Source organism: Spirosoma areae (assembly GCF_054781775.1).
In genome coordinates this window covers 21,884-43,790 of record NZ_BAAGTT010000025.1, presented here as the reverse complement: position 1 = coordinate 43,790, position 21,907 = coordinate 21,884, and the positions used below count along the sequence as shown (strand labels likewise).

The following is a 21,907-nucleotide window of genomic DNA, read 5'->3' as shown; positions in this document are numbered from 1 at the left end:
TAGATAGTAAATCTGATTTAGTAACAATTAGTGGTGTGAGGGATCGGCCTTTAAAGTAGTTTAAACCTTATTTTTTTGTGTAAATACAGGAAAGCCATTACAGGATTAAACACGGCAATTATTCCCGGCAAACAAATTGCATCTATAGATAAATACCACCATTCCTTTTTAAAGTTATACATACGTTAAAAAAGGATTTATTAACTCGGTTCAATGCTTATGCGACAGACATTGGTTATCCTGGCAGTCATCATGGGGAGTCTTGCTAGCTTGTTTCTGTACTGTGCGGCCCTCATTGATTGGGTGCAGGATTACAGAACAGGTATCTACGCCAAAGACTATACCGAGGCCGTCGTCGAAACCTCAGCCATTTTTATTTACTCCTACACGGGCTATAGGTTTCTTAGATGGAGAACCGCACACTAACACTTACTAGAGTGAGTCGATAAAAAATGGGCTGGTTACTGACTGGCCTTTTTTTGGCAACTAACACAACGGCAGGGAGTGGTAGCCAAGCGACGGCCTCAAGGATTGGCAGGTGAATTTCTCAGTTTATCAACGTTCATACCTAAAGCGATGGGACACTTTGCAGCAAAACGGTCTGCCTATTGGCTGACCCTAACGCTGGGGCTGATGGGGCCTCATGCACACGGCCAGCGCCCTCCTTTTGAGGGGGCCAATGTGATTTTAATCACCACCGACCTGGCCGATACGCAAACCTATCAGGCGATTATTCGCGTATTGACCGAGCAATCCATTACCTTCTCGGCTGCCAGTGATGGTTTGTTGCTGACCTCTTCAGTAAAACCAGTTGACGGACAGCAAAACGTTGTTTTTGCTGGTCAGGTGTCAGTCAGGGGAAATATGGTGAAACTAACCGGTCAGCTGTACACCCCGGAACAGGTGGCTGAGGGAAGTAAATTGCCCAAAGGCAAAGCGGTGCCCATTGCCTATAGCAAACGAAAAAACTCCCTTCAGCGAGCAGGCTTTTTGTACCTGAATGAACTGGCCAAAAAATTACAGGCTCATTTCCGGGGCGTGATCTTCTATAAGGTGGAGCAGAACCTCGCCTTGTAGACTACTGGAGAGGTACCCCTAAAACAATACCACCATTGGGTCAATTAACCAGTGAATTGACTGAGTGAGTTTTTTTCTTTCCTTAAACCGTTGCCCCTCTAACAAATCCGTCCAGATGAGGTTGTTGAGGGTAGTCTATTTTACTTCATTTTAAAAATCGTTTACTATGAACTCATTTTCCAAACTGCTTTTGGCTACGCTGTTGAGCGGGGCTGTCTTTTCCTCATGCAGCCGCCCAGTGGCTTATTTCCAGTCCACGGCACGGCAGCAGGTGACTTCCACCAAAACCCTGTCGGTAATGGCTACGCCAATGGAAGCTACCCCATCAACGCTATTGGAGGAGGCATCGCCTACAGTGGCAGTTTCTTCCCCTCAACCAGTAGCCGGGGTGCCTTCACTGGCCCAGGCTAATCAGGCCATACGGCAGATAGAGACGTATGTACGCAACGATAGCAAGCTGGCATCGAATAAAAAGGTAGTCCAGCGTATGGCGCGGGTGAGTAAATTATTGGCAAGTCCAACCGCCCAAGCGGCTATGTCGACCAAGACCGCCCCGGCTCAAAAAACGACGTTATTCCAGCGGCTGATGCTCAAGAAGTTGGATAAGAAAATAAAAGACCAGTTGGCACCTGAGCGTACCATGGCTAAATCCCTGTTGACCATCGGTCTAATTGTCGGCGTTATAGGTCTCATTCTGCTCCTGCTTAATGTTGCCTCCCCGTTAGGGTTAATTGCCTTAATTGTCGGGTTAGCCCTTGTTCTGGTCGATCTGTTGCGATAGGTGACGTAGGCAGGCTTACCACCAGGGGGTATTACACTACCCCACTGAACTTGGTTGAGAAGAAAAACAATTAGTTTGCCGGGAACGGGATAAGCCAATTTGTATCGCTATGGGACTACCGTTTAAAGTTCCTAACATTGTTGACCAGAACTGGTTATTGCATCAATGCACCTACTTTTACCTTAACTAACTTACCAACATGGGCAATCTTCTGTACACCATCGCCGTCGTGCTGATCATCATCTGGCTACTGGGCTTTTTAGGCGTTTTGGGCGCGGGCATCGGCAGCAGCGGTTTAATTCATGTGCTTCTGGTCATCGCGGTTATTATGATCGTGCTACGGCTGATTCAAGGCCGAAGCGTGTGACCAGAGGTGGATTGTAAACAAGTAGACTGACAACGCCCGGCTGCTGGTAGGCAGAACCGGGCGTTGTGTCATTTTAGCGTAAGATTATACTATTCCTTATTTTTGGCAAAATGTTACTTCATCTAATTTGCCCAATGGCAGAACGTAAATACTTTCGGCTCGCCGTAAAAGAGTCCCTACTGGTGGGAATGGTGGTGGCCCTGGTGCTGACCATTACGCTGGTATATTTGTTTGGGGAGATATAAAACAGGCTTAGGAAACGTGCTGATAACTAAACTGGTAAAACAATGCCAAACCAGAAAGCCGGTTGTCTGACCGGGTTCGTGGTGTTTGTGATTGTATTGTTGCTCACAGTAGGAATACTGCTACTGGATTATCTGATGTAAAAAAAGCCAACATTTTCTAAACTGGCGAGTCGCGCACGTTGGTTGGCCAATGGCGGGTCTCGAATCGATTCGCACCGATGACAACGAGCGTCGCGTAGGGTTGATAGAGGCTGATTACTCTTATGACTTCTTCACACCCTTCCGGGCCGGTTTACTGGTTTTGGCTTTTGGTTTAGTCGCTGACTTCGCTGCCTGATTTCTTGCGCTGCTTCTGCATCTTTCTAAAAATCCAGAAATAGGAATGGAATTTTCGGGCGTGGTTTTGCTCGTTGACCCCACCACGAAAACGGTTTCGGGCAAATAAGATGTACAGGTCAACGCCCTTGAACCCCGACGCTTTCGCCATCTCATAGATTTCGTTGTGAATGAAGTAATTCGAACGGCCATGCACGAAATCTTGACATTTAAAGACCAGAATTCCCCTTGGGCGTAGAACGCGGCTGAACTCGTCGAGAGAGGTTTTGTAGTGGTTTCGGAGTTCGGTAATGGTTTTATAGCCGCCGTACTTTTCGCTCATGACGTAGTTTTCGGACGTGACGTGATTGCTCACCACGAACGGCGGGTCGAACATCAGGCTTTTAATGCTCGAGCTGGGAATGGGCAGGTTTCGACTATCACCGAGCGTCGCTTCTGGTTTTTTCGGATCGATGTCAAAGCACAGTTTCGGGCGGGGAATGCGTTTGTAAAACTCACCATACCCGTAGGTCGCATCCACATCGAATGTGCTGCCGGCAACATAAAGGGTCAGTATGTTTTGCAACAATTCGTCCTGATCGAAGCTAATCGATTTGATTTCAGGGCAAATCTGTAGCTGCTGACCAGGTGCATTTTTGCGCGTTTTTCTCTCGACGAGCGCAGGTACGGGATTATCGAACAGGTCGGTCATAGTCTATTCTTAGGTTCAATCCACTTGATGCCGAGCCAGGCGAAAAATTCCTCCTCAGATTTCCAGTAGGGCGGTAGTTCAGCATTCGGGTTGATGACTTTCCAGCCCGATTTCGTTTCCTCACAGTCGGCAATTCGACGCAGGCCGTCAGCCGTGCCACACCAGCCCTTTTTCTTCCAGCCGACCGCAATCGTTTGGGCCGAGTACTCCGCCGAGCCGGTGCGGATAGCCAACTGGCGATAGTAGTCATGCGCCGAGGGCATGAACAAATCCAGCTTGATACCCGAAGGCAGTAGAATCTGCATGTAGCGGCCATCGGCTTTGCCTTTCAACACCTCCCCGATACCGCCAACGCCCTCGACTTCCCGCCGAAAGGCCGGTATCACAACCGGCGTGGTCGGCGTATCAAACAGCCCCGTACTGCCCGTCTGCCACGTTTTGGGCTGACAGACGATCTCGATGTCTTTGACTTCCGGCTTTAACCGGCGTATCGAACCGGCAATGTGGATTCGGTCGCAGAAATCTTCGAGCCGGGCGACCAGTCCTTCGGCCAATCGGCGGGCTTTAGTCAGTTCCATTTTCGGGGTTTCGGGCTGGTTCATGGGCTGTTTGGGTTGGGGCACCTTAGGCATCTCTATAGGTTCGGTACTGGGCGTTTTGCCTAAAATTTGGGCCACCGCATCGGTTCGCTCGGCACGCTCCCGGTCACTCATGCCGGGTATGACTCCGCCATCGGTGAGCGTGCAGTAAATGATTTCGAGTTGGCCAATGCTGTAGAAGTCGCGCAGAAACTTGATTAAGCTGGCATCGGCGGTGTAGTATGGTTTAGTCATCGTGACAGAGAAGATGTAGAATAACCGGGCGCAAAATCGGCCCGGTTATTGCCCAGAATCCACATGAAAAAACTATCGGTTAGGCGTCAACGGGGTCGCCATTTTTCTTTCGGAAGGTGATCGTAACGCTGGCTTTCTTCTTTTTTGGTTGGTCATCAACCTTAATATCGAAATCCAACTCCGTCTGATTTATGTCGTAGCTATGGCGACCGAGTTGCAGCAGTAAATCCATTCGGTTGTGCCAATCCCCCTGCCATAGCTCGTTGTGGGGGTGCCATACGCCCTGTATTTCTGTTTTCTTCACGCCGGTAACGTGACTGGCTTCAGCGCGTCCATGAAATCTCAAGGCTCGCTCAATAGCCTGTTCAGCATCACTTGCCGGAATCAAGTAGCAACTTTTGTCATCGAGCCAGTTCAGATCAACCCGGTAAAAGGGCGCACCAATCAGGCTTTTGTCGTCAGTGCCTTTGTGGAAAATCACCTCATCAAAGGGTGCTTTAGCGATGGCATCTACATCAGGCGATTTGATGCGTTTTTTTAGATGCTCGTAACAGTGGGCTTCAACCTCCCCGAAGTTGACCGCTTCGTGTAGGAATAACTCAGGTACGGTTTTGATTTTACCCTCGACCGACTGTTCGTATTTGACTTTCGATTGATACCAGGTAAGCATAAGTAAACAGATTTATAGGGTTAAAATCAATTAATAAAGTTTTAGATAGGCCAGTACACCGGCTTGAAACTGCTCGAACGTTTGCGGCATAATGACCTCATAGCCGACCGCCCGCAGGTAGGCGTGAATCTTGATTTGAGCGTCGGAGGGTTTGCCGTTTACGGTTTTGGTTTCAATGTAGAGGCCCGGTTTCCCATTGCAGGGATAGGCCAGATGCAGGTCAGGAATACCACGAACCAAGCCCTCATCGCTCAGACGGGCAGCCAGCACAATCGAGCGTTTAGCCGCGTTGGGAATGGCATAGAGCAAGAGTTGCGGGTAAGCCAGGCGAAACCATTCGATTCCTAATGACTGCAACTCGTGTTCATCCTGATCGACGTGTTCAGCCCGGAATTGGGCGGCTGAAAGGGTCTCGGGCCTCGCTTTTTTGGCTTTTCCGCCCGGCTGGTTTAGCGCCTGGTATTCCTCCGCCGATAGGGTGTTACTCATGGGTGGGTTCGGATTGGGTTGCGGGTTGAGGTTGCGGACTGTCTTTGCCGGAGAAATACTGTTCCCGGAAATGGTGGTAATTGTAGCGTTCCCGGCGTTCCTGTTGGTCGGCCAACCGCTTCTCGGCTTCTTTCTTTTGCTGGAGAGTGGGTTCGCCCTCGGCAAAGCGTTGATAACTATCGCGAACCGCATCGACGGATAGTTTGGTACTTTCTTGGGCTTCGTCCGCATTCTCACTCCGACCGCGTTCACAGAGCGCGTTTCGCTCGTCGATGTCGTAGGCCAGTAGCCAGCCTTCCAGAATTTCCAGATCGAGCCGGTTGTACACTTTGCCGTAGCGACCGGCGCGACCCTGATCGAAGGCATAGGCGATTTCTTCGGGCTTGAAATACCAGAAGGTTTTCAGGATATGCCGGGCCGCGTCGAGCATTTGACTGGCATTCATGCGCGGCACATTCAGGGCGTCATTGGTCAGGCCAATCAGGATGATGAGGGATTTAAGTAGTACGGCCTCGTCGGTTTGCCGAATGACGGAAAGTTGGGTACCGTGTTTGAGAATGGCGGGTAAGCCATTGGCCGTAATAGCCGACAGACCGATACCAACGGCCATAATGTGACCGGCCCGAACCTGATGGAGCCGTTCCACTTCGGCCCCGTTCCGCGTGGCCAGAGCCGTACCGATTTCATTGTCCGTTGAGACCACCCGCGTTAACAAGGGCATCAACGAGGCTAAAGGCTTTTTCGTAGTCTGCACTTCCATAGCGGTCGGCATGGGCGGAGTGGGTGTGGCCGGGAGCGAGGGTTGCGGGTTGGTTTCCATTGGCTTGCTGTTGGTTGCTTGGTTTATCCTGGGATTTGGTGTACCATGAATTCAGGCGTATTTCGATGTCCCAGGCGTCCTGTGTTCGCCATCGTTCCTTACCGATGTGTTGCGGGTCGCCCTTGCGGATAATGCTGGTATGGTAGGCGATGAATTTCGGGTAGATGTGCAGGGGGAATTGATCGGGGAACTCGGCGTAATAGGCAAAAACAATGGCCTGCAATTCCCCGTCGCCGTACACTTTCCCGGCTGGTATCGGTATCGGTTTTAAAGGGGAAGGGGGGCGGGCGGAATCGGGGGTTGGGGTTCCCTTTTTTTCAGCTACGACAAAACAATCATTCGCGCTCGCGTCGTCGTTTAAGTTTGATGTTTGTTCGTTTGGTGTTTGGTTTTCTATATATATAGGCGAGTTCGTCAAATTTTGACGAGGTTCCTGACGAGGTTGCTGACTATCTTTTGAGTTAACTTCGTCAATCACTTCGTCAGAATTTGACGAACTTTCGGGTAGTTCATCGTTTTTTGACGAGGTTGTTGACGATCTTTTTGACGAACTTTCAGGGGTAACGAGTCGGTACAAACCACCCGCCCGAAAGCCTTTTCCAGCCGGTACAAAGGAAAGTAAACCGCGATTGGTGAGCGTTAATCTGGCTCCTTTTTCGCCCTTAATGGTGTTGAAGGAAAGGCCGGTTTCCCGGCACAGTGTACCGTCGCTGAAACGCATCTCCTCTGGCCAGTTCTTTCCGACACCTTCAGCATTAAACAGTTCGACGAGCCGCCAATAGAGTAGCGTTTCGTTGCCCGTAAAAGGCTCCTGTTTATGCTTAGCCCAAAAAGACCGAACCAGTTGTAGGTAATCCATGAAATCAGGAAAATAAAGCTTTAATCTTCGGCCAGTTGACGCCGATAATGATGACCAGCGCGACTATGGAGCCGACAGCCATCAGGCCATAGGCGATGGTGGTCGCGATAAGTTCGGATTCGGTTGGTTTGAGCGGCATGGCGTTAGGATTGATAGTGCAGACAAACGGCAACCTCGGCTAAGACATCATGCCACAGGTAGCAGTGTTCGAGCGTGAGCGCATCGACGCCAATGGTCAGCAGTAGGGCCATTTCGAGCCGGAAGCGGAAGAACGCCCACGTTTCGGGATCGTGGTGGGGCTGTTTAAATTCGCGCTGATAATAGCGTTCGGCCCGGTTCCGGGCTTCGCGTAGCAGGGTAAAACCGTGCCAGCCGCTTTCGAGTGCTTTGACATCGAACCCGGCGAGCCACAGTTCTAAATCGAACTGGTTCATCTCGCCGTTCTCATGCCAGTCCGCAGGCAGATCGTTGTAGAATAACTCGACTAATGAATGAGCCTGTCGTTTGGCGCGGGCGTGGAGTACTTTAGCCATATCAGCAGAAAATGACGACGGCTAACCAGGTGATGAGCCAAACCGACGCGATGAATACCAATTCAGCCAATGAGGGCAGGTTCCTAACGAACCGGCGCAGGAAATGCCAGACACGATACACCCAGGCGGGCAGGCGAAGGCGACCGGCCCGGTATTCGTCGCGTAAAAACCGGTACGTTCGGGGTCCGAATACGGCCAGTATCAACAGGAAACCGGCAAAACAGCCGATGCCGAGAACGGCGAAGAACTTGATTAGCATGATTGATAGAAAAGTTTAAGCCCGGTGCATTACAGCACCGGGCGGAGGTTAGGAAAGGGCGTTATGAGCAAGGCCGGCTACCTCGGACGCTATCGTATAGAGCGCTAAATCGACGCTCATTTTCGGATTCAGGTCGATGTGAAGCGTTTCGGTTTCGGTATTCCAAACCGGCTCAGGACCGCTACAACCGCGTTCATAGCCCGCAAACAGGCGAAGGCAAACCCGGAAGGAAAGCCGGATTTTATCGCCGTAGGGCTTGTCTTCCGTCAGTTCGATGGATTCGCAGGAATCCGTTACTTTCTTCTCCAGCAGGTGCATAAACTCGTCCTGCTCGTCGACAAAGTCGATGTCGGAGAGGGGGCGGTTTTTGAATTCAACGCGGTGCAGAGCCGCTTGAGCCGTTGCAAATTTTTGGGAAATGGGGTGCATTGTCATAGCTTTGTTCTTGGTTTTAGGATTTGCCCGGTGTATCGTTGGTCGCGAGCCGGGCATTTCTGTTTGTTTTAACTGTGACAAATATATCACAATTATAATTAATAAACTAACCAATACGATAAAAATTATCACAATTAGAATAAAAATTTACGATAAAAAAACGCAAATCGTCAACGTGCGATTTACGTAGTCTATGCCCGCTCTACGTTGAGAACCTGTTCAGCGGCTTCTAAGTACGAACTAACGTCTGCCAACCGCCCCTCTACCTCGGCTAACATTGCAATTAGTTCCAGGCGAACGCGTTCGTCTCGGGATTGCCCTCGTACTATATTATTGATAATATTCTTATTAAAGGTCTCTCCCTGTAGCGAACGCAATCCCTTTTGGTTGAGTCTATCCACTAATTTCTCATACGTACCGTATCTGGGCGGAAATTTGCCGGTTAAATAATAAAGGTTTCCGGGAATGCGTATTGTTTCCATAATTGTTATATGTTTGTCACAACAACACTAAAAGACACTGGTATCGTGATTGTGTTGTCACAAATATATAACAATTAGAATAATAATATTGTCACAACTAAAATAAAAATCTATGGAACAACCTGTAGAGCCGGTAGCTATTGAACTGGACCCGATGACAGTCAGGCTATTGGAGTTTATTCAGAAAAAAGATGGCCCGTCTAAAGTTGCCAAACGGATCGGCATAAAACCATCCGTCTTTTACAATTACGAAGCGGGGCGCAACAAGCAACCGGCACCGGACATTTTGCAGCGCATGGCCGTGCATTATCCCGATTTTGACCCGATGTATATTCTTACGGGTCAGCAGACGCAATCGGTAACGGTCACTGGTGGAAATGGCAGACAGGAGGTATTAGCCACTGAGAACGCGGGCCTTCGCAAAGAAATCGAACGATTGGAAGAAACCGTTTCGATTCTACGAACCGTCGTCAGCAGTCAGTTGGGAAAAGACATCGAGGGAAAAAATAGGTCTGCTACCGAGACCACCCAGGGCGAACAGTTGTATTTGGATTTGGCATTTGCGAAGCAGGCCGAACGGCGCATGATTCCGGTTGATATTCGGAATGCGTTCGGTATTTCGCAAACCTGGCCTACCAAGCGTAACTAATTCCCTCGGCGTTAGCAGTCAGACGCGGCAAATTGCCGGGTTCGTGGTAAGTAAAACCGGAATTTTGCGTAGTTTCGCTACAGATTTCCGCTACAAGGTGGCTGTAGGTGAAATTACCCTCTGATTATCAATCAGATACGCGAAATTCAACTCCCCAGCTTCGGGAGCCTGATAGTTAGCCACTTAGCAGTAATGTTGAGTGGCTGATTTCGTTATGGGGCACCACAAATTTCAGGATTCGCTGTTTCAGACTTACCGTGAAACTGCAATTTAGTTTTCGGCGGTATATACTTTTTGGTCTAATTTTTGGCGACTCATATGGATTGTGCTGTATCTGTTTTTTCAGAAAGTACAGAATAACAAAAGCCCCCCTGCTGGTTTCCCCCATCTGTCCACTTTTGCCTAATGATATACAATGGACTTCCAGCAGAATAAGGATTAAGACACCGCGACCTGACTCCGAAGGATTGAATGTAAATTCATCCAAGAGTCTCACTTCCAGCAGAATAAGGATTAAGACTTTTTTCATTTGTCCCGGTCAAACAGCTTCTCAGGTAAACGATGACGACCAGTGAATAAAACATTAGAGTAACTAATTGACTAAGCGACTACCTTGTGGTCAATTGATTACCCAGGATTACGTCTCCTTTCTCATTGAGTCCATCAGATCTGTTTAACATGGCTACTCCCATAGACTCCTTCCTCAACCGTCCCCAACGAACAGGCAACCCTATGCTGTTCGCGCTCGTGTCGCTCCTGCTGCTCACCAGTTGCAATCGGGAAACGTTGTTCCAGTCGAATTTCGACCCAACATCTGTCAATCAGCCACCGGCAACGAACCAGCAGGTGGGCACGGCCAATGTAGACGGGCCAGTGGGCAGCGTTAAAGTGATAGCTTCACCCGTACAAACCGGCGGTAAATGGGTACAGATCACGCGTACAGCTAACCAACAATCAGTATCGGGTCTTAAATGTAATCTCTCCACCTTTAAGGGAGACGGCGAATACACGTTTTCCACGTTTATGTTCATGCCCTCTGGTAGTGGCATTGCCACCATTCAGTTTGAGCCTATCGGTCAGGCACCGAGTACACTGACCAGTTTTTTGCACCTGGATTTTATGCCAGACAACAAAGTGCGGCTCGATGATGATGCCGCTACTACGTTTGGCTCGTTCCCTCGCGACAAGATATTCAGTGTGGTGGTTACCCTCAGGATAAATGCCAGCCCAACTGCACACATCGCCCTGGGTGGCGACGGCGCTTCGGGTGAGAAAGAGCACACGATTCTGTCGCCGTTCCGGTCAATAGCCCGTCAATTTGGCGCGGCAAGGCTCTGGATGGGGTTTCCGCATACCGGCTCCTTCGACGCAACCACCATTGTGGTGAATCGTAAACAGTAATGAACCGGCGCTATCCATTACTTAACTAAATCTTAACCAGGTCTCTTGTCACATTCGCAAAGTTTGTATTTTTGTTTATCTGGTTGATTTGGTGTGCAGGCAATACTCACTGACGATTCGCAACGGGCTAAACCCAACGACAAATGGTTTCGTATCATCGGCGTGCCGATGGCTGTTCTACCATTTGTGTATTTCTACATACGTGAGTACGGTTTTGCCTGGCCATTAGTAGGGCTGACCTTTGGGTGGGGATTACTAACGACTGGCGTAATCTGGGAGTTATTACGGTGGTGGGTATTCCAGGCGCGGGCCAACTATTTTCACATAGATAATACCGGTCGGCGTGTTCTGCTCACCTTTGTCGGTTACGCAGTGGTGATAACCCTGATGCAGCCCTTCGAAACCTGGGGCCTCAGCCAAATTGACCCAACGGGTTTGATTAAAACCCCGACGCTCCGTATGTACCTGACGCATATCGTCATGGCCATTTCGTTTGCCTTCATCGTTGGGGGAGTTTATGAGGTCATTTACTACCTGAAACTCTACAGGCTGGCCCTGACGGATACTGAAGACCTTAAAAAGGCGAAGATGCAGACAGAACTGGATGCCCTCCGTCAGCAGGTTAATCCACACTTTCTGTTCAACAGCCTTAATTCGCTAACCGCCCTTATCGGCGAAGATCCGCAGAAGGCCGAACAGTTCAGCGAAGAACTGAGTTCGGTGTACCGATACCTGCTCCGCTGCAACGACGCACCACTGGTGCCCTTGAGGGCTGAGCTGGACTTTCTTAACTCGTACTACCACCTGCTCAAAACTCGCCACGGGGATTCACTTGTCTTAACGACCCACGTTCTATCCGGCACCGAAGCCGGGCAACTCCCGCCCCTGACGCTGCAACTGCTGATTGAGAACGCCGTTAAGCACAACATTGTACTGCCCGAACAGCCCCTAACGATCTATTTGTATACTGACCCCGCTAACCAGCTTGTGGTCAGCAATAACATACAGCGCAAGTCCACGCGCGTATTGAGCAACGGGGTGGGCCTGAGCAACATCATTACCAAGTACCAGATGCTGGGCCGACCCGCCCCCGTCATCGAGGACAACGGGTCTGAGTTTCGTGTTACCCTACGGCTGGTATAGTTGCCCAGTCGCAGGCCGGACCCACTAACCAGTTGACCCGTTCTCAGTTGTCGCAGCTTAACTTAAGGCGTTTTCTTCAGCCAGACTTCCAGGTCGCCCCCGGTTTGTCCGGCCTCGGCATAGGGTACTAACTTTAGCTCAACCAGTTTGCCATCTACCCGGCCCTGTGCGCTGTAGACCTGCGCCCCAACCCAGCCCTTAGGCAGCACCGTTGGTGAGAGGGCTTTCAATGCGGGCGATTCGAGCGTTACAGTACGCAGGTCGCTGATGGTGGGATTAAGCGCCTGATCGAGGGCCAGCACCTGTGGGCCGTTCTTCAGCGCCACCATCCCCGGATAACTTTGTCCGCCATCGAGCAATTGCGGATTCAGGTCAAAAGCGACCTGAATAGTTGTGTTGGGTTCCCAGATTTGGTCCAGCGTCAGGTACTGGCCTGGTGTTCCGGTTCGGACTTTATCGCCAACCGTTGCCCGGAAGTTCCGTGCCCAGGCTGGCACGTGCAGTGCCAGTTTGAAAGCTGCCCGACGGGCCGGTTGAACCGAAATTGTGGCCAGCCCTTCGGCAGGAAATAGAGAAGTTATCGCCAGTTTGAAAGGCATTTTCTCCCCACTTGTTGTCAGAATTGTATCCTGTACTTCCCCGGCAGAGTAAATATTGATATTTAGGCCGTTATCGGTGTTTTTAGTGTAGACCAATTCGGGGGTGATGGCAAATCCCCTGGGTACGCTGGCCAGGCAGCAATGAGCAAAAATGGTGCAGCGATACGGTTTTTTTCCGACCAAAGCCGTGTAATAACTCACGCAGCCCGTCTGCGGGTTTTCGGCGGCAAATAAATGGTTATAAATGGCTTTTTCGAGTTCATCGACGTATTTAGCCTCCCCCGTTAGTGCATAAAGGGCCTGATTGAACTGAATCCAGGTCGTTGTTACGCAGCCCTCGCCCATGCTGTCGCCGTTTTCGGCGGGCAAAACGCCGTCCTTCTGAAACAACTCATGCGAACTGGCCGCACCCGTAATGTAAAGTTTGTTGGTCACTATGTCCTGCCAGGCCCGTTCAACGGCCGTCAACAGCGCAGCCTCGCCCGTCAATTGATAGAGCTTGACAATACCAACGAAGTTCGACATCATTTCATAGGCTTTGCCATTGGCGGTTTTATCTACTTTGCCAATCGTGTTGAGCGTTGAGATGATCCGGGGGCCTTTGGGCGACTCGTAGGCGTCGAGAATATACTGGCAGAAATCAAGGTATTTTTTCTCACCCGTGAAGCGGTAGAGGTCGGTCATGGGTTCGAGAACGCTGGCAGATGCCATGCCAACGTGTTCGCCGGTTTCCACGATGTTCAACTGCCCCGGTCCGTTGCCAAATGAGCGAACCAGCAAATCGCCGACGCGCGTTGCCGTTTCGAGAGCGGGTGAGTAACCCGTTGCTTCGTAGTAACTAAGCAGCCCAAGCAGGTCGTATTTATGCGCCCATACATCCCACGCTTTCCAGTAATTAGCTGGAATATAGGTGCCGAGGTACCCGCTTTCCAGTTGCGTCCCGATCAGAATGTCCACAATCCGGTCCATCTGCACTTTTAGTTGCGGGTCATGTGAATACCGCCAGACCCGGCTGGCTGCGTGGAGGTATTTGCCGGGATACTCACCTACCCAGGTCTGCTTGCCGGGTCGGTTGTAGAACCCTTCCAGAATTCCCTGCTCGTCGATATTCAGCAGCCGCTGCGTTAGGTTTGCCTTCAGCCGTTCCTGCAAAAAACCGCCAAATCGGATGTGTTCGAGCGGAAAGGCTTCTGTTTTGTCGGGGATTCGTTTCGCCACGGCCGGAAACGTCAGGTGCTCACCCACTCGCGGTTCGGCCCGGTAGCCAACCAACGTACTGTAGCTGATGGAATCGGGCAGAGCGGGGACAGTGAAGACATAATCGGCCCGGTAGGCCCCTTTACCGCCGAGTTTCATCGAATAGGTGTAAGCTGCTTTAGCCGACTGCCCAAAGGTCAGGTTGTCCGTTTTCTGAAAGACCACCGCCTTTGTGTTGGTATTGACAACCCGTGTGCGAAGCGTACCGGCCAGTTTTTCAACGGGTGCGGCAACGCGAAACTGCACCGACTTCGTCAACGAAGTTTCGCCGGTACCCGTCAGAATCGACGGTTTTTCATCGGCAGATAGGGCCAGAACCGTACTGAGCTTTACCGGTCCGCCAAGCACATAGGGGCCCGCCAGCATACCGCCTTTACCAGCGCTATCCTCTACCCGAACAGCAATCACATTTTCGGCATCCCACCGGATGCGGTCGTAGGGAATGAGGTACTCGCGGCTTTCGCTGTAGCCCGAGGTATGCCCAACTTCCTCTCCATTCAAATAAGTTTGGTCGTTATCGTCAATTTTGCCTAGGGCCAGCCGCAGCCCCTTTACCAATGGATTTTTCTGCCGCAGCGCCGACGGAATCACCACCCGAAGGCGGTACCAGGCAATTCCGTTGTACTCCGGTAGTCCCTGTGTTTCCCAGCTTGTGCCTACGCTGACGGCTTCCCAGGTCTGGTCGCTGGCAGTTGGGCTGGCATAGGCTGAATTGTCGCCGGGCTGAATTTTCCAGCCAACCGACAGGTCAAGGGCCGATGTAGTTGGCTGGCTGTAGCCGGAAAAAGTGGCCAGCCCGGCAAGAAGCAGGAGTAAACAGTTAATTTTCATGATTCTTTAGGTGAACAAGCTACAAGGTTTGGTTAAGAACTTGTTCATGACGTTTGGAGGGTATTGTTCCAAAACAGGGATCTATGTGCTTAATCTGAAAAGGAATCTGCCTGAGTAATATACGCATGAGTCGATGGTTAATAAGCATCAAGGTGATGGATTGAAGCCTTTATAGAAAAAAATCAACACATAGACGGAAATACAGCAGCAATTTACGGGGGTCGAAAAAGCGAAATCCCGGCGGTCGATTCATGAATCGACCGCCGGGATTTCAACTTCGTAGTTTAACTGCCAGCTTACTTCTGGTCGGTACCGTCTTTACTGCCACGGGCGCCACCAGCATGCCGGCCTTTTCCCATCTGACTCCGCATCGATTCAAACGCAGCATATTGGTCGGTTGTCAATGTGCTTTTTAGTTGGCTGCTGAACTCGTCGGCGTTTGCTTTCATGGCCCGAACTTTGGTTTTCCTGTCGTCAGCGCTTTTCTGGATGGCATCCATTTTCTCGGCCCGTGCCAGTGTCAGCGCATACACTTTCTTAGACGTGGCTTCGTCCAGACTCAACTGTTTCGTCATTCGGTCGGTCATTTTTTGAGCGCGCGTGGCCGGGTCAACTGCCTGATGCCGCATTCCCTGGTTCCTGCCCATGCGGGTTTTGGCCGGAGCATCGGGCGTAGTGGTGGTCTGCTGAGCCAGCAGCGGCAAAGAAAATAGAGTGAATACGAATGCGCTAAATGCAAGTTTCTTTAACATGGTTCATGGTTGTTTAATCTGAACCTAAGACGGCCGTTCGGCGCGATGGTTTAATGGGTGTACTGAATTTATGGATGGGTGGCTGTATGACGTTCTCTGGCTTCTTCCTGACGAATGGCTAATTCCGGGTGAAGAACTGAAGCAGAACGATGCTCACAGTGGTGAATACCGTGCTGGCTCCCACCCGGATGAGCGTTGGAATGAGGAGGGTTAAACTGCTGGCTTCGATGAAAAACAGAGCCGTATGATGTACCAGTGTTAGAATGAATACATACCGAAAAAACGCCCCGGCCCCCAACTCCTGCAGTGAAAATTCAATCCGGGTTTCCAGCCCCGGCACGTCAATCTGCGACCGAACCACCAGTGGCCGGCAATAGGCCATTAGAATTGTGGCGGCTGCGTGCATTCCCAGGGTATTGTAAAAGGTGTCCACGATGATCCCCGTTATGAACGCAAGTAGCAAAAGCCATGTCATACTGGTTTCATTGGGCAACAGAAGAATGCAGGCGATGTAGATGAAACAAAAGGCGTAATCGAACAGAACCAGATTCCGCACAAGCAGAATTTGCAGCACTAAGTACAGCAAAAAAAGAACTGTTGTGGACAGAATTTCGCGGAAAGTCATTTTTTAGTCGATAGATGATAGCTGGCAGTCATCCGTCAATAGTACCGTTCTTCTGGTTACTATCGACGGATGACTGCCAGCTATCAACTTATTTTTCTGTTTCAATTTGTTTCTCCAACTGCTCCTGGTCAGCTTTCAGGCGATTTTCGACTACGTAGACGAACGACAGATTACTGAAATTGGTAGCCAGATTAAGCGTAAGATCATGAAATGTCTGGTTAGGCTGAACACCAATTGTGCGAACACGCCCTACCAGAATACCGGGCGGAAACGTTGAATTAAACTCCGATGTTACCACCGAATCGCCTTTGCTAACGGGCTTATACCGCGAAATATCCATCAGTTTTATCAGATGCGGGTCGCCACCGTCCCACCTGGCCGAACCAATTTCATCCGCTTTTACTAATTTGGATGACACCAGAAATTCGGAATGCAGAATGGACGTAATGACCGAGAAGTGTCGGTTGCACACCTTCACTTTACCCACCACGCCCGTCGGCGAGATAACCCCCATGCCGGGCTGAATGCCATCGTCGGTGCCTTTGTCAATGGTAATGTAGTTGTTGGCAAACTGGGTTGTGTTATTGACCACTTTTGCCACGACAAACCTAAACCGGTCGGCGAAGGCGGAATCGGCCTGGTAATTAACCGGAGCCGCTGGCTTACTCTGGAGGAGTTTGGTTAACCGGGCGTTAAGCTGCTGATTTTCCAGGGCCAGATCAGCATTGACCTGCCGCAGACTGGCATATTCGTTAGCCGCATTCGACCACGCCAGCAACTGAGCCGCGTAGCGGTTCGATGTGTTGAAATAGGTGATACTCCAGTAGTTGCTGGTGTTGATGATGAAGTAAAAACAGAGTACTTCCAGTAACACGAACAAAATGAAGTTTCGGCTTCGGACGAAAAAGTCGACTAACTCTCCCATATAAAATACGTAACGCGGGCGGTTGGCCGCTGCCGTGGAGACCCACGCTTTGTAGCAACTGAATAACCAACTACAAAGCGTGGGTCTCCACGGCAGCGGCCAACCGCCCGCGTTACACCTGTTTAACTAATCAGCACCGACCGGTACATATCCAGATTCTTAATTACCTCGCCCGTGCCTTTCACAACGGCTTTAAGCGGGTCGTCGGCAACGTGAATCGGCAGTTTGGTTTTCGCGCCCAACCGCTTATCAAGGCCGTGCAGAAGCGCCCCGCCCCCGGTCAGGTGAATGCCATTCGTATAAATATCGGCGGATAGCTCCGGTGGCGAAATTTCGAGGGCTTTCATCGTAGCTTCCTCAATTTTCGAGATGGACTTGTCGAGCGCGTAGGCAATTTCACTGTAGGTAACTTTGATTTCTTTCGGAATGCCGGTCATTAAGTCGCGGCCCCGGATTTCATAATCGGCGGGTGGGTTGTCGAGTTCGGGCAGGGCCGACCCAACTTCCATTTTGATTTGTTCTGCTGAGCGTTCACCAATGAGCAGGTTGTGTTCGCGACGCATGTAATCCACAATGTCGCGGGTGAACACGTCGCCCGCAATCCGAATCGACTGTTCGCACACAATTCCCGACAGCGCAATGACAGCAATTTCGGTGGTGCCCCCGCCAATGTCGACAATCATGGTGCCATTCGGCTGGGTAATGTCGATGCCAATACCAATAGCGGCTGCAATGGGCTCGTGAACCATATACACCTCTTTGGCCCCGGCATGTTCGGCAGAATCTTTAACGGCCCGCTTCTCCACCTCCGTAATCCCCGACGGAATGCAGATAACCATCCGGTGCGAGGGCGAAAACAGCTTGCTGCCCGTGTCAATCATTTTAATCATGCCCCGAATCATCAGTTCGGCGGCTGTAAAATCGGCAATCACGCCGTCTTTCAGGGGGCGAATGGTCTTGATGTTTTCATTGGTCTTTTCGTGCATCTGCATAGCCTTATGGCCAATAGCCAGCACTTTTCCGGTGAGTTTGTCCATTGCAATAATCGAAGGCTCATCCACCACAATCCGGTCCTTATGAATAATCAAGGTATTCGCCGTCCCCAGGTCAATCGCAATGTCACTGGTTAAAAAATTGAAAAGTCCCATTTTAAGTTGGCGCAGAACGCCTTATGAACAAGTACTGTTTTCTTGAAAAGTGTGCAAAAATAGAGATTATTCAAGAGAATGTCTTCAATGAATAATGTATAATGCAAAATGAATAATGGGCAAGTGCTGCAGGAAGCCCCTACAACCTTTTCACATCATACATTATTGATTATACATTACTTTTGCACTATTATGGGAATTCGGTCGGTTGTTAGTAAGCCTTTGGCGAAGTGGGTTGTTGAGCGTCAGCAAGCCTGGATGTACCAGCCCGCCGAGGCTCAGCAACGCTGGCTTCGGCAGTTAATTGACGGAGGACAGGATACGGTTTTTGGCCGCGACCATCGGTTCAGGGATGTGCAGACGGTTGCGGAGTTTCGGCAGGCCGTACCCGTCCGTGATTATGAAGACCTGAAACCCTACATTGAGCAGATTCTGACCGGTGGCAGCGATGTGCTCTGGAAAGGCAAACCACTGTATTTTGCCAAAACATCCGGCACAACCTCCGGCACAAAATACATTCCCATTACGCACGACTCTATTCCGAATCATATAAACTCAGCCCGCGATGCCCTGTTGAATTACGTTAACGAAACGGGCAACAGTGCATTTTTAGATAAGAAACTCATCTTCCTGTCGGGCAGCCCCGAACTGACCCAGAAGGCGGGCATTAACATTGGGCGGCTGTCGGGCATTGCCAACCACCACGTTCCGGCTTACCTCCGCACCAACCAACTGCCCAGCTACGAAACCAACGTCATCGAGGACTGGGAAACCAAATTAGAACGAATCATCGACGAAACGTTACTGCAGCCCATGTCGCTCATTTCGGGCATTCCACCCTGGGTGCAGATGTATTTCGACCGGATTCAGGAACGAACGGGCAAGTTGATAAAAGACGTTTTCCCCGATTTTTCGGTGTTTGTGTATGGCGGAGTCAACTTTGAACCGTACCGTGCCAAATTGTTCGAGAGCATCGGCAAGCGCGTCGATTCGATTGAAACCTACCCCGCTTCGGAGGGCTTCATCGCGTTTCAGGATAGCCAGACCGAAGAAGGTTTGCTGATGCTGGTAGACAGCGGCATCTTTTTCGAGTTCATTGCCGCCGACGAGTATTTCACCTCAACCCCGCGCCGACTAACGATTGACGAAGTAGAGTTAGGCAAAAACTACGCGGTCATCATCAACAACAACGCCGGGCTGTGGGGCTACTCCCTCGGCGACACGGTTAAGTTCGTCTCACGGGAACCGTATCGTTTGCTCGTAACGGGCCGAATCAAACACTTCATTTCTGCTTTTGGCGAACACGTCATCGGCGAAGAAGTGGAGAAGGCGTTGAAAGATGCCATGCAGAAGCATCGCGAAGTTGAAGTTGTCGAGTTCACCGTGGCGCCAATGGTTAGCCCGACAGAAGGCCTGCCGTATCATGAGTGGTTCGTTGAGTTCGCCACGCCCCCACACGACCCAGCGGCTTTCGCCCGCGACGTAGACAACCGCCTAACCAAACTAAACGTATATTACGACGACCTCATTACCGGCTCCATCCTGCAACCCCTCAAACTCACTAATTTGCCACGCGGGGCGTTTCAGCGGTACATGAAGTCGCAGGGGAAACTGGGCGGCCAGAACAAAGTGCCCCGTTTGGCCAACGACCGCAAGATTGCCGATGGGTTAGTAGAAACAGGACAAACGGTGTAAGGAAATGGAAGCAATAGCCGTCGATCAAAAATTTATTTTGGAAAAGCTTCGGGCCAATCGCGAACGCTTACGAACAGAGTTTGGCATTGAGCAAATTGGCCTATATGGCAGTTTCGCCCGGAATGAGCAGACTGAAAAAAGCGATATTGACTTGGTATATAATTTAGTTAAAGACCATCATTTGTCTCTGATTGATAGAGATCGTCTACAGCGAGTTCTAAAAAAACAAATACGCCGTAAACCGGACCTAATAAACCAACGATACATGAATCCATTTACTAAGTACACAATGTTAAAAGACGTAATTTATGTATAACATAAAAAACCTTTCATCTATCTGCACCATGTTAGAATGTATAGAAAAGATTTTTTTGTATAGCAAGCCGTTTACTAATATAGAGGATTTTATATGGGCTAATGATCAGCAAAACTACAATGCCAGTTGGGGTTTGCTTCTGGTCGTAGGGGAGGAATCAAAACGACTTGATTCTGGATTAAAAAATGAGCATCCACAAATTCCCTGGCGGAATATTGCAGGAATGAGAAATTTTTTGGCCCATGATTACCGGGGTATTGACTATGACTTGGTGTACGAAGTTATTAATAAAAATTTGCCGGCGTTGAAAGAGGTGCTTGTTGATATGGTGGGCAAAGTCGACTATGACAAAACCCTATTAATGGAAGTATTAGAGTCCCCCTATTACCGTCACATACAATACCTCCGCGATAAGCTACATGACTGACGTAAAAAAACGCCATATCGCCATCCTCGGCTCGACCGGCTCCATCGGAACGCAGGCCGTTGACGTGATTAGGGCCTATCCCGACCAGTTTCAGGTTGAGGTGCTGACAACCAACAACAACGCCGAACTACTTATTCAGCAGGCCGTTGACCTGAAGCCCAACGTTGTGGTCATCTGCAATGAAGACCGCTATGACCAGGTTTTCTCGGCCCTTGATCCCCTGGGCATCAAAGTCTATGCCGGGGCGAAAGCCATTGCATCGGTGGTGCAGATGGATACGGTCGATATGGTGCTGACGGCGATGGTCGGTTATGCGGGCCTGCTGCCAACCATCAAAGCTATCGAAGCCGGGAAGTCCATTGCGCTGGCCAATAAAGAAACGCTGGTGGTAGCGGGCGAGTTGATTACCCGGCTGGCGGCCCAGAAAGCGGTAAACATTTACCCGGTTGATTCTGAGCATTCGGCTATTTTCCAGTGCTTAGTTGGCGAATTTCATAATCCGATTGAGAAGATTATCCTGACCGCGTCGGGCGGGCCGTTTCGGGGGAAATCGCGGGAGTTTTTGGCAACCGTCACCAGGGCGCAGGCACTCAAACACCCCAACTGGACAATGGGTGCCAAAATTACGATTGATTCGGCTACGCTCATGAACAAAGGGCTGGAAGTCATCGAAGCGAAGTGGCTGTTTGGCCTTCGCCCCGACCAGATTGATGTGATTGTGCATCCGCAAAGCATCATTCATTCGCTGGTGCAGTTCGAAGACGGCAGCCTGAAAGCGCAAATGGGCCTGCCCGACATGCGCCTGCCAATTCAGTTCGCGCTGAGCTATCCGAATCGACTGAAATCTGATTTTCCGCGTTTTAACTTCATGGATTACCCATCGCTGACGTTTGAGCAGCCCGACCGGGAAACGTTCCGAAACCTGCAACTTGCTTTCGAGGCCCTGGGCCGGGGCGGCAACGCTTCCTGTATTATCAACGCAGCCAACGAAGTAGCCGTCGATGCATTTCTGCATGACCAAATTGGCTTTCTGGAAATCTCCGAGCTTATCGAGTCCTGTCTGGCCAAAGCGACGTTCGTGCAAAGCCCGACGTATGACGATTATGTGAGCACCGACCAGGAAACCCGCCAACTGGCGATGGAGCGAATTAAAAGTTTGGTTTAGCTGTTTTATCAGAAACCTATAAGGTTTTGAAAACCTTATAGGTTTCTCCACTGCCTTTTAGCGTTTCAATACAAATCATTGGCTTGTTAATATTTTT

General features: G+C 50.3%; 27 protein-coding genes. 11 read left to right on the top strand and 16 right to left on the bottom strand.

The window, feature by feature from the left end:
• Positions 1-219: 219 nt before the first annotated feature.
• The 4 genes from ACYVI1_RS12860 (at position 220) to ACYVI1_RS12845 (ending at position 2,225) form a co-directional block, all read left to right on the top strand.
• On the top strand, positions 220-426 hold the full coding sequence (locus ACYVI1_RS12860) for a hypothetical protein (protein ID WP_460910638.1): 207 nt from the start codon (positions 220-222) through the stop codon (positions 424-426).
• A 150-nt stretch (positions 427-576) separates the two neighbouring features.
• On the top strand, positions 577-1,077 hold the full coding sequence (locus ACYVI1_RS12855) for a hypothetical protein (RefSeq protein WP_460910636.1): 501 nt from the start codon (positions 577-579) through the stop codon (positions 1,075-1,077).
• 166 nt (positions 1,078-1,243) lie between these two features.
• Positions 1,244-1,858 (top strand): hypothetical protein, encoded by a 615-nt coding sequence (locus tag ACYVI1_RS12850; protein ID WP_460910634.1) that lies wholly within the window; start codon positions 1,244-1,246, stop codon positions 1,856-1,858.
• A 199-nt stretch (positions 1,859-2,057) separates the two neighbouring features.
• Positions 2,058-2,225, top strand: a complete 168-nt coding sequence (locus ACYVI1_RS12845; protein WP_460910632.1) for a lmo0937 family membrane protein — start codon at positions 2,058-2,060, stop codon at positions 2,223-2,225.
• 558 nt (positions 2,226-2,783) lie between these two features.
• On the opposite strand, the gene ACYVI1_RS12840 is transcribed toward ACYVI1_RS12845, so the two are convergent.
• The 11 genes from ACYVI1_RS12840 to ACYVI1_RS12790 form a co-directional block, all read right to left on the bottom strand.
• Entirely contained in the window at positions 2,784-3,497 is a 714-nt protein-coding gene (locus ACYVI1_RS12840; protein ID WP_460910630.1) for a class I SAM-dependent methyltransferase, read from the bottom strand.
• Complete coding sequence (locus ACYVI1_RS12835) at positions 3,494-4,330, bottom strand: hypothetical protein (protein WP_460910628.1); 837 nt, start codon at positions 4,328-4,330, stop codon at positions 3,494-3,496. The genes ACYVI1_RS12840 and ACYVI1_RS12835 overlap by 4 nt, the downstream gene beginning before the upstream one ends.
• Before the next feature lie 79 nt (positions 4,331-4,409).
• On the bottom strand, positions 4,410-5,000 hold the full coding sequence (locus tag ACYVI1_RS12830; RefSeq protein WP_460910626.1) for a DUF4494 family protein: 591 nt from the start codon (positions 4,998-5,000) through the stop codon (positions 4,410-4,412).
• A gap of 30 nt (positions 5,001-5,030) precedes the next feature.
• Positions 5,031-5,489 (bottom strand): VRR-NUC domain-containing protein, encoded by a 459-nt coding sequence (locus ACYVI1_RS12825; protein WP_460910624.1) that lies wholly within the window; start codon positions 5,487-5,489, stop codon positions 5,031-5,033.
• Positions 5,482-6,210 carry a hypothetical protein gene (locus ACYVI1_RS12820; protein ID WP_460910622.1) on the bottom strand — a complete coding sequence of 243 codons (729 nt, stop codon included), beginning with the start codon at positions 6,208-6,210 and terminating at the stop codon, positions 5,482-5,484. Before ACYVI1_RS12820 ends, ACYVI1_RS12825 begins: the two co-directional genes overlap by 8 nt.
• Entirely contained in the window at positions 6,173-7,168 is a 996-nt protein-coding gene (locus ACYVI1_RS12815; protein WP_460910620.1) for a hypothetical protein, read from the bottom strand. The genes ACYVI1_RS12820 and ACYVI1_RS12815 overlap by 38 nt, the downstream gene beginning before the upstream one ends.
• Before the next feature lie 4 nt (positions 7,169-7,172).
• The gene (locus ACYVI1_RS12810; RefSeq protein ID WP_460910618.1) at positions 7,173-7,307 is read right to left on the bottom strand and encodes a hypothetical protein; all 135 of its coding nucleotides are present in this window, start codon (positions 7,305-7,307) and stop codon (positions 7,173-7,175) included.
• A 4-nt stretch (positions 7,308-7,311) separates the two neighbouring features.
• Positions 7,312-7,701: a hypothetical protein gene (locus ACYVI1_RS12805; protein ID WP_460910615.1), complete on the bottom strand. Its 390-nt coding sequence runs from the start codon at positions 7,699-7,701 to the stop codon at positions 7,312-7,314.
• 1 nt (position 7,702) lies between these two features.
• Positions 7,703-7,960, bottom strand: coding sequence for a hypothetical protein (locus tag ACYVI1_RS12800; RefSeq protein ID WP_460910613.1), 258 nt, complete (start codon positions 7,958-7,960; stop codon positions 7,703-7,705).
• 48 nt (positions 7,961-8,008) lie between these two features.
• Positions 8,009-8,395, bottom strand: coding sequence for a hypothetical protein (locus ACYVI1_RS12795; protein ID WP_460910611.1), 387 nt, complete (start codon positions 8,393-8,395; stop codon positions 8,009-8,011).
• 191 nt (positions 8,396-8,586) lie between these two features.
• Positions 8,587-8,877: a hypothetical protein gene (locus ACYVI1_RS12790; RefSeq protein ID WP_460910608.1), complete on the bottom strand. Its 291-nt coding sequence runs from the start codon at positions 8,875-8,877 to the stop codon at positions 8,587-8,589.
• 112 nt (positions 8,878-8,989) lie between these two features.
• Here ACYVI1_RS12790 and ACYVI1_RS12785 point away from each other — a divergent pair, with 112 nt between their 5' ends.
• The 3 genes from ACYVI1_RS12785 to ACYVI1_RS12775 all read left to right on the top strand — a co-directional run bounded on the left by ACYVI1_RS12785 (position 8,990) and on the right by ACYVI1_RS12775 (position 12,070).
• Entirely contained in the window at positions 8,990-9,526 is a 537-nt protein-coding gene (locus ACYVI1_RS12785; RefSeq protein WP_460910605.1) for a helix-turn-helix domain-containing protein, read from the top strand.
• 678 nt (positions 9,527-10,204) lie between these two features.
• The gene (locus ACYVI1_RS12780; protein WP_460910602.1) at positions 10,205-10,927 is read left to right on the top strand and encodes a hypothetical protein; all 723 of its coding nucleotides are present in this window, start codon (positions 10,205-10,207) and stop codon (positions 10,925-10,927) included.
• Positions 10,928-11,020: 93 nt separating this feature from the next.
• The gene (locus tag ACYVI1_RS12775) at positions 11,021-12,070 is read left to right on the top strand and encodes a sensor histidine kinase (RefSeq protein WP_460910600.1); all 1,050 of its coding nucleotides are present in this window, start codon (positions 11,021-11,023) and stop codon (positions 12,068-12,070) included.
• 62 nt (positions 12,071-12,132) lie between these two features.
• Here ACYVI1_RS12775 and ACYVI1_RS12770 read toward each other — a convergent pair whose 3' ends face one another.
• The 5 genes from ACYVI1_RS12770 to ACYVI1_RS12750 form a co-directional block, all read right to left on the bottom strand.
• Positions 12,133-14,757: a glycoside hydrolase family 127 protein gene (locus ACYVI1_RS12770; RefSeq protein ID WP_460910598.1), complete on the bottom strand. Its 2,625-nt coding sequence runs from the start codon at positions 14,755-14,757 to the stop codon at positions 12,133-12,135.
• A gap of 296 nt (positions 14,758-15,053) precedes the next feature.
• A complete protein-coding gene (locus ACYVI1_RS12765) occupies positions 15,054-15,509 on the bottom strand; it encodes a DUF4890 domain-containing protein (protein WP_460910596.1) in 456 nt (151 codons plus the stop codon).
• A 118-nt stretch (positions 15,510-15,627) separates the two neighbouring features.
• Positions 15,628-16,134 carry a hypothetical protein gene (locus tag ACYVI1_RS12760; RefSeq protein WP_460910593.1) on the bottom strand — a complete coding sequence of 169 codons (507 nt, stop codon included), beginning with the start codon at positions 16,132-16,134 and terminating at the stop codon, positions 15,628-15,630.
• A gap of 88 nt (positions 16,135-16,222) precedes the next feature.
• Complete coding sequence (gene mreC, locus ACYVI1_RS12755) at positions 16,223-17,059, bottom strand: rod shape-determining protein MreC (RefSeq protein ID WP_460910591.1); 837 nt, start codon at positions 17,057-17,059, stop codon at positions 16,223-16,225.
• Positions 17,060-17,181: 122 nt separating this feature from the next.
• Positions 17,182-18,207, bottom strand: a complete 1,026-nt coding sequence (locus tag ACYVI1_RS12750) for a rod shape-determining protein (protein WP_460910588.1) — start codon at positions 18,205-18,207, stop codon at positions 17,182-17,184.
• Between the two features lie 192 nt (positions 18,208-18,399).
• Between ACYVI1_RS12750 and ACYVI1_RS12745 the strand changes: the two genes are divergently transcribed.
• From ACYVI1_RS12745 to ACYVI1_RS12730, 4 genes are read left to right on the top strand one after another with little or no spacing between them, the layout of a single operon-like run.
• On the top strand, positions 18,400-19,902 hold the full coding sequence (locus ACYVI1_RS12745) for a GH3 auxin-responsive promoter family protein (RefSeq protein WP_460910586.1): 1,503 nt from the start codon (positions 18,400-18,402) through the stop codon (positions 19,900-19,902).
• A 4-nt stretch (positions 19,903-19,906) separates the two neighbouring features.
• Positions 19,907-20,218 carry a nucleotidyltransferase family protein gene (locus ACYVI1_RS12740; protein WP_460910583.1) on the top strand — a complete coding sequence of 104 codons (312 nt, stop codon included), beginning with the start codon at positions 19,907-19,909 and terminating at the stop codon, positions 20,216-20,218.
• Complete coding sequence (locus tag ACYVI1_RS12735; protein ID WP_460910581.1) at positions 20,211-20,645, top strand: HepT-like ribonuclease domain-containing protein; 435 nt, start codon at positions 20,211-20,213, stop codon at positions 20,643-20,645. The genes ACYVI1_RS12740 and ACYVI1_RS12735 overlap by 8 nt, the downstream gene beginning before the upstream one ends.
• Complete coding sequence (locus ACYVI1_RS12730; RefSeq protein ID WP_460910578.1) at positions 20,638-21,810, top strand: 1-deoxy-D-xylulose-5-phosphate reductoisomerase; 1,173 nt, start codon at positions 20,638-20,640, stop codon at positions 21,808-21,810. Before ACYVI1_RS12735 ends, ACYVI1_RS12730 begins: the two co-directional genes overlap by 8 nt.
• The last annotated feature ends 97 nt before the right edge of the window (positions 21,811-21,907 follow it).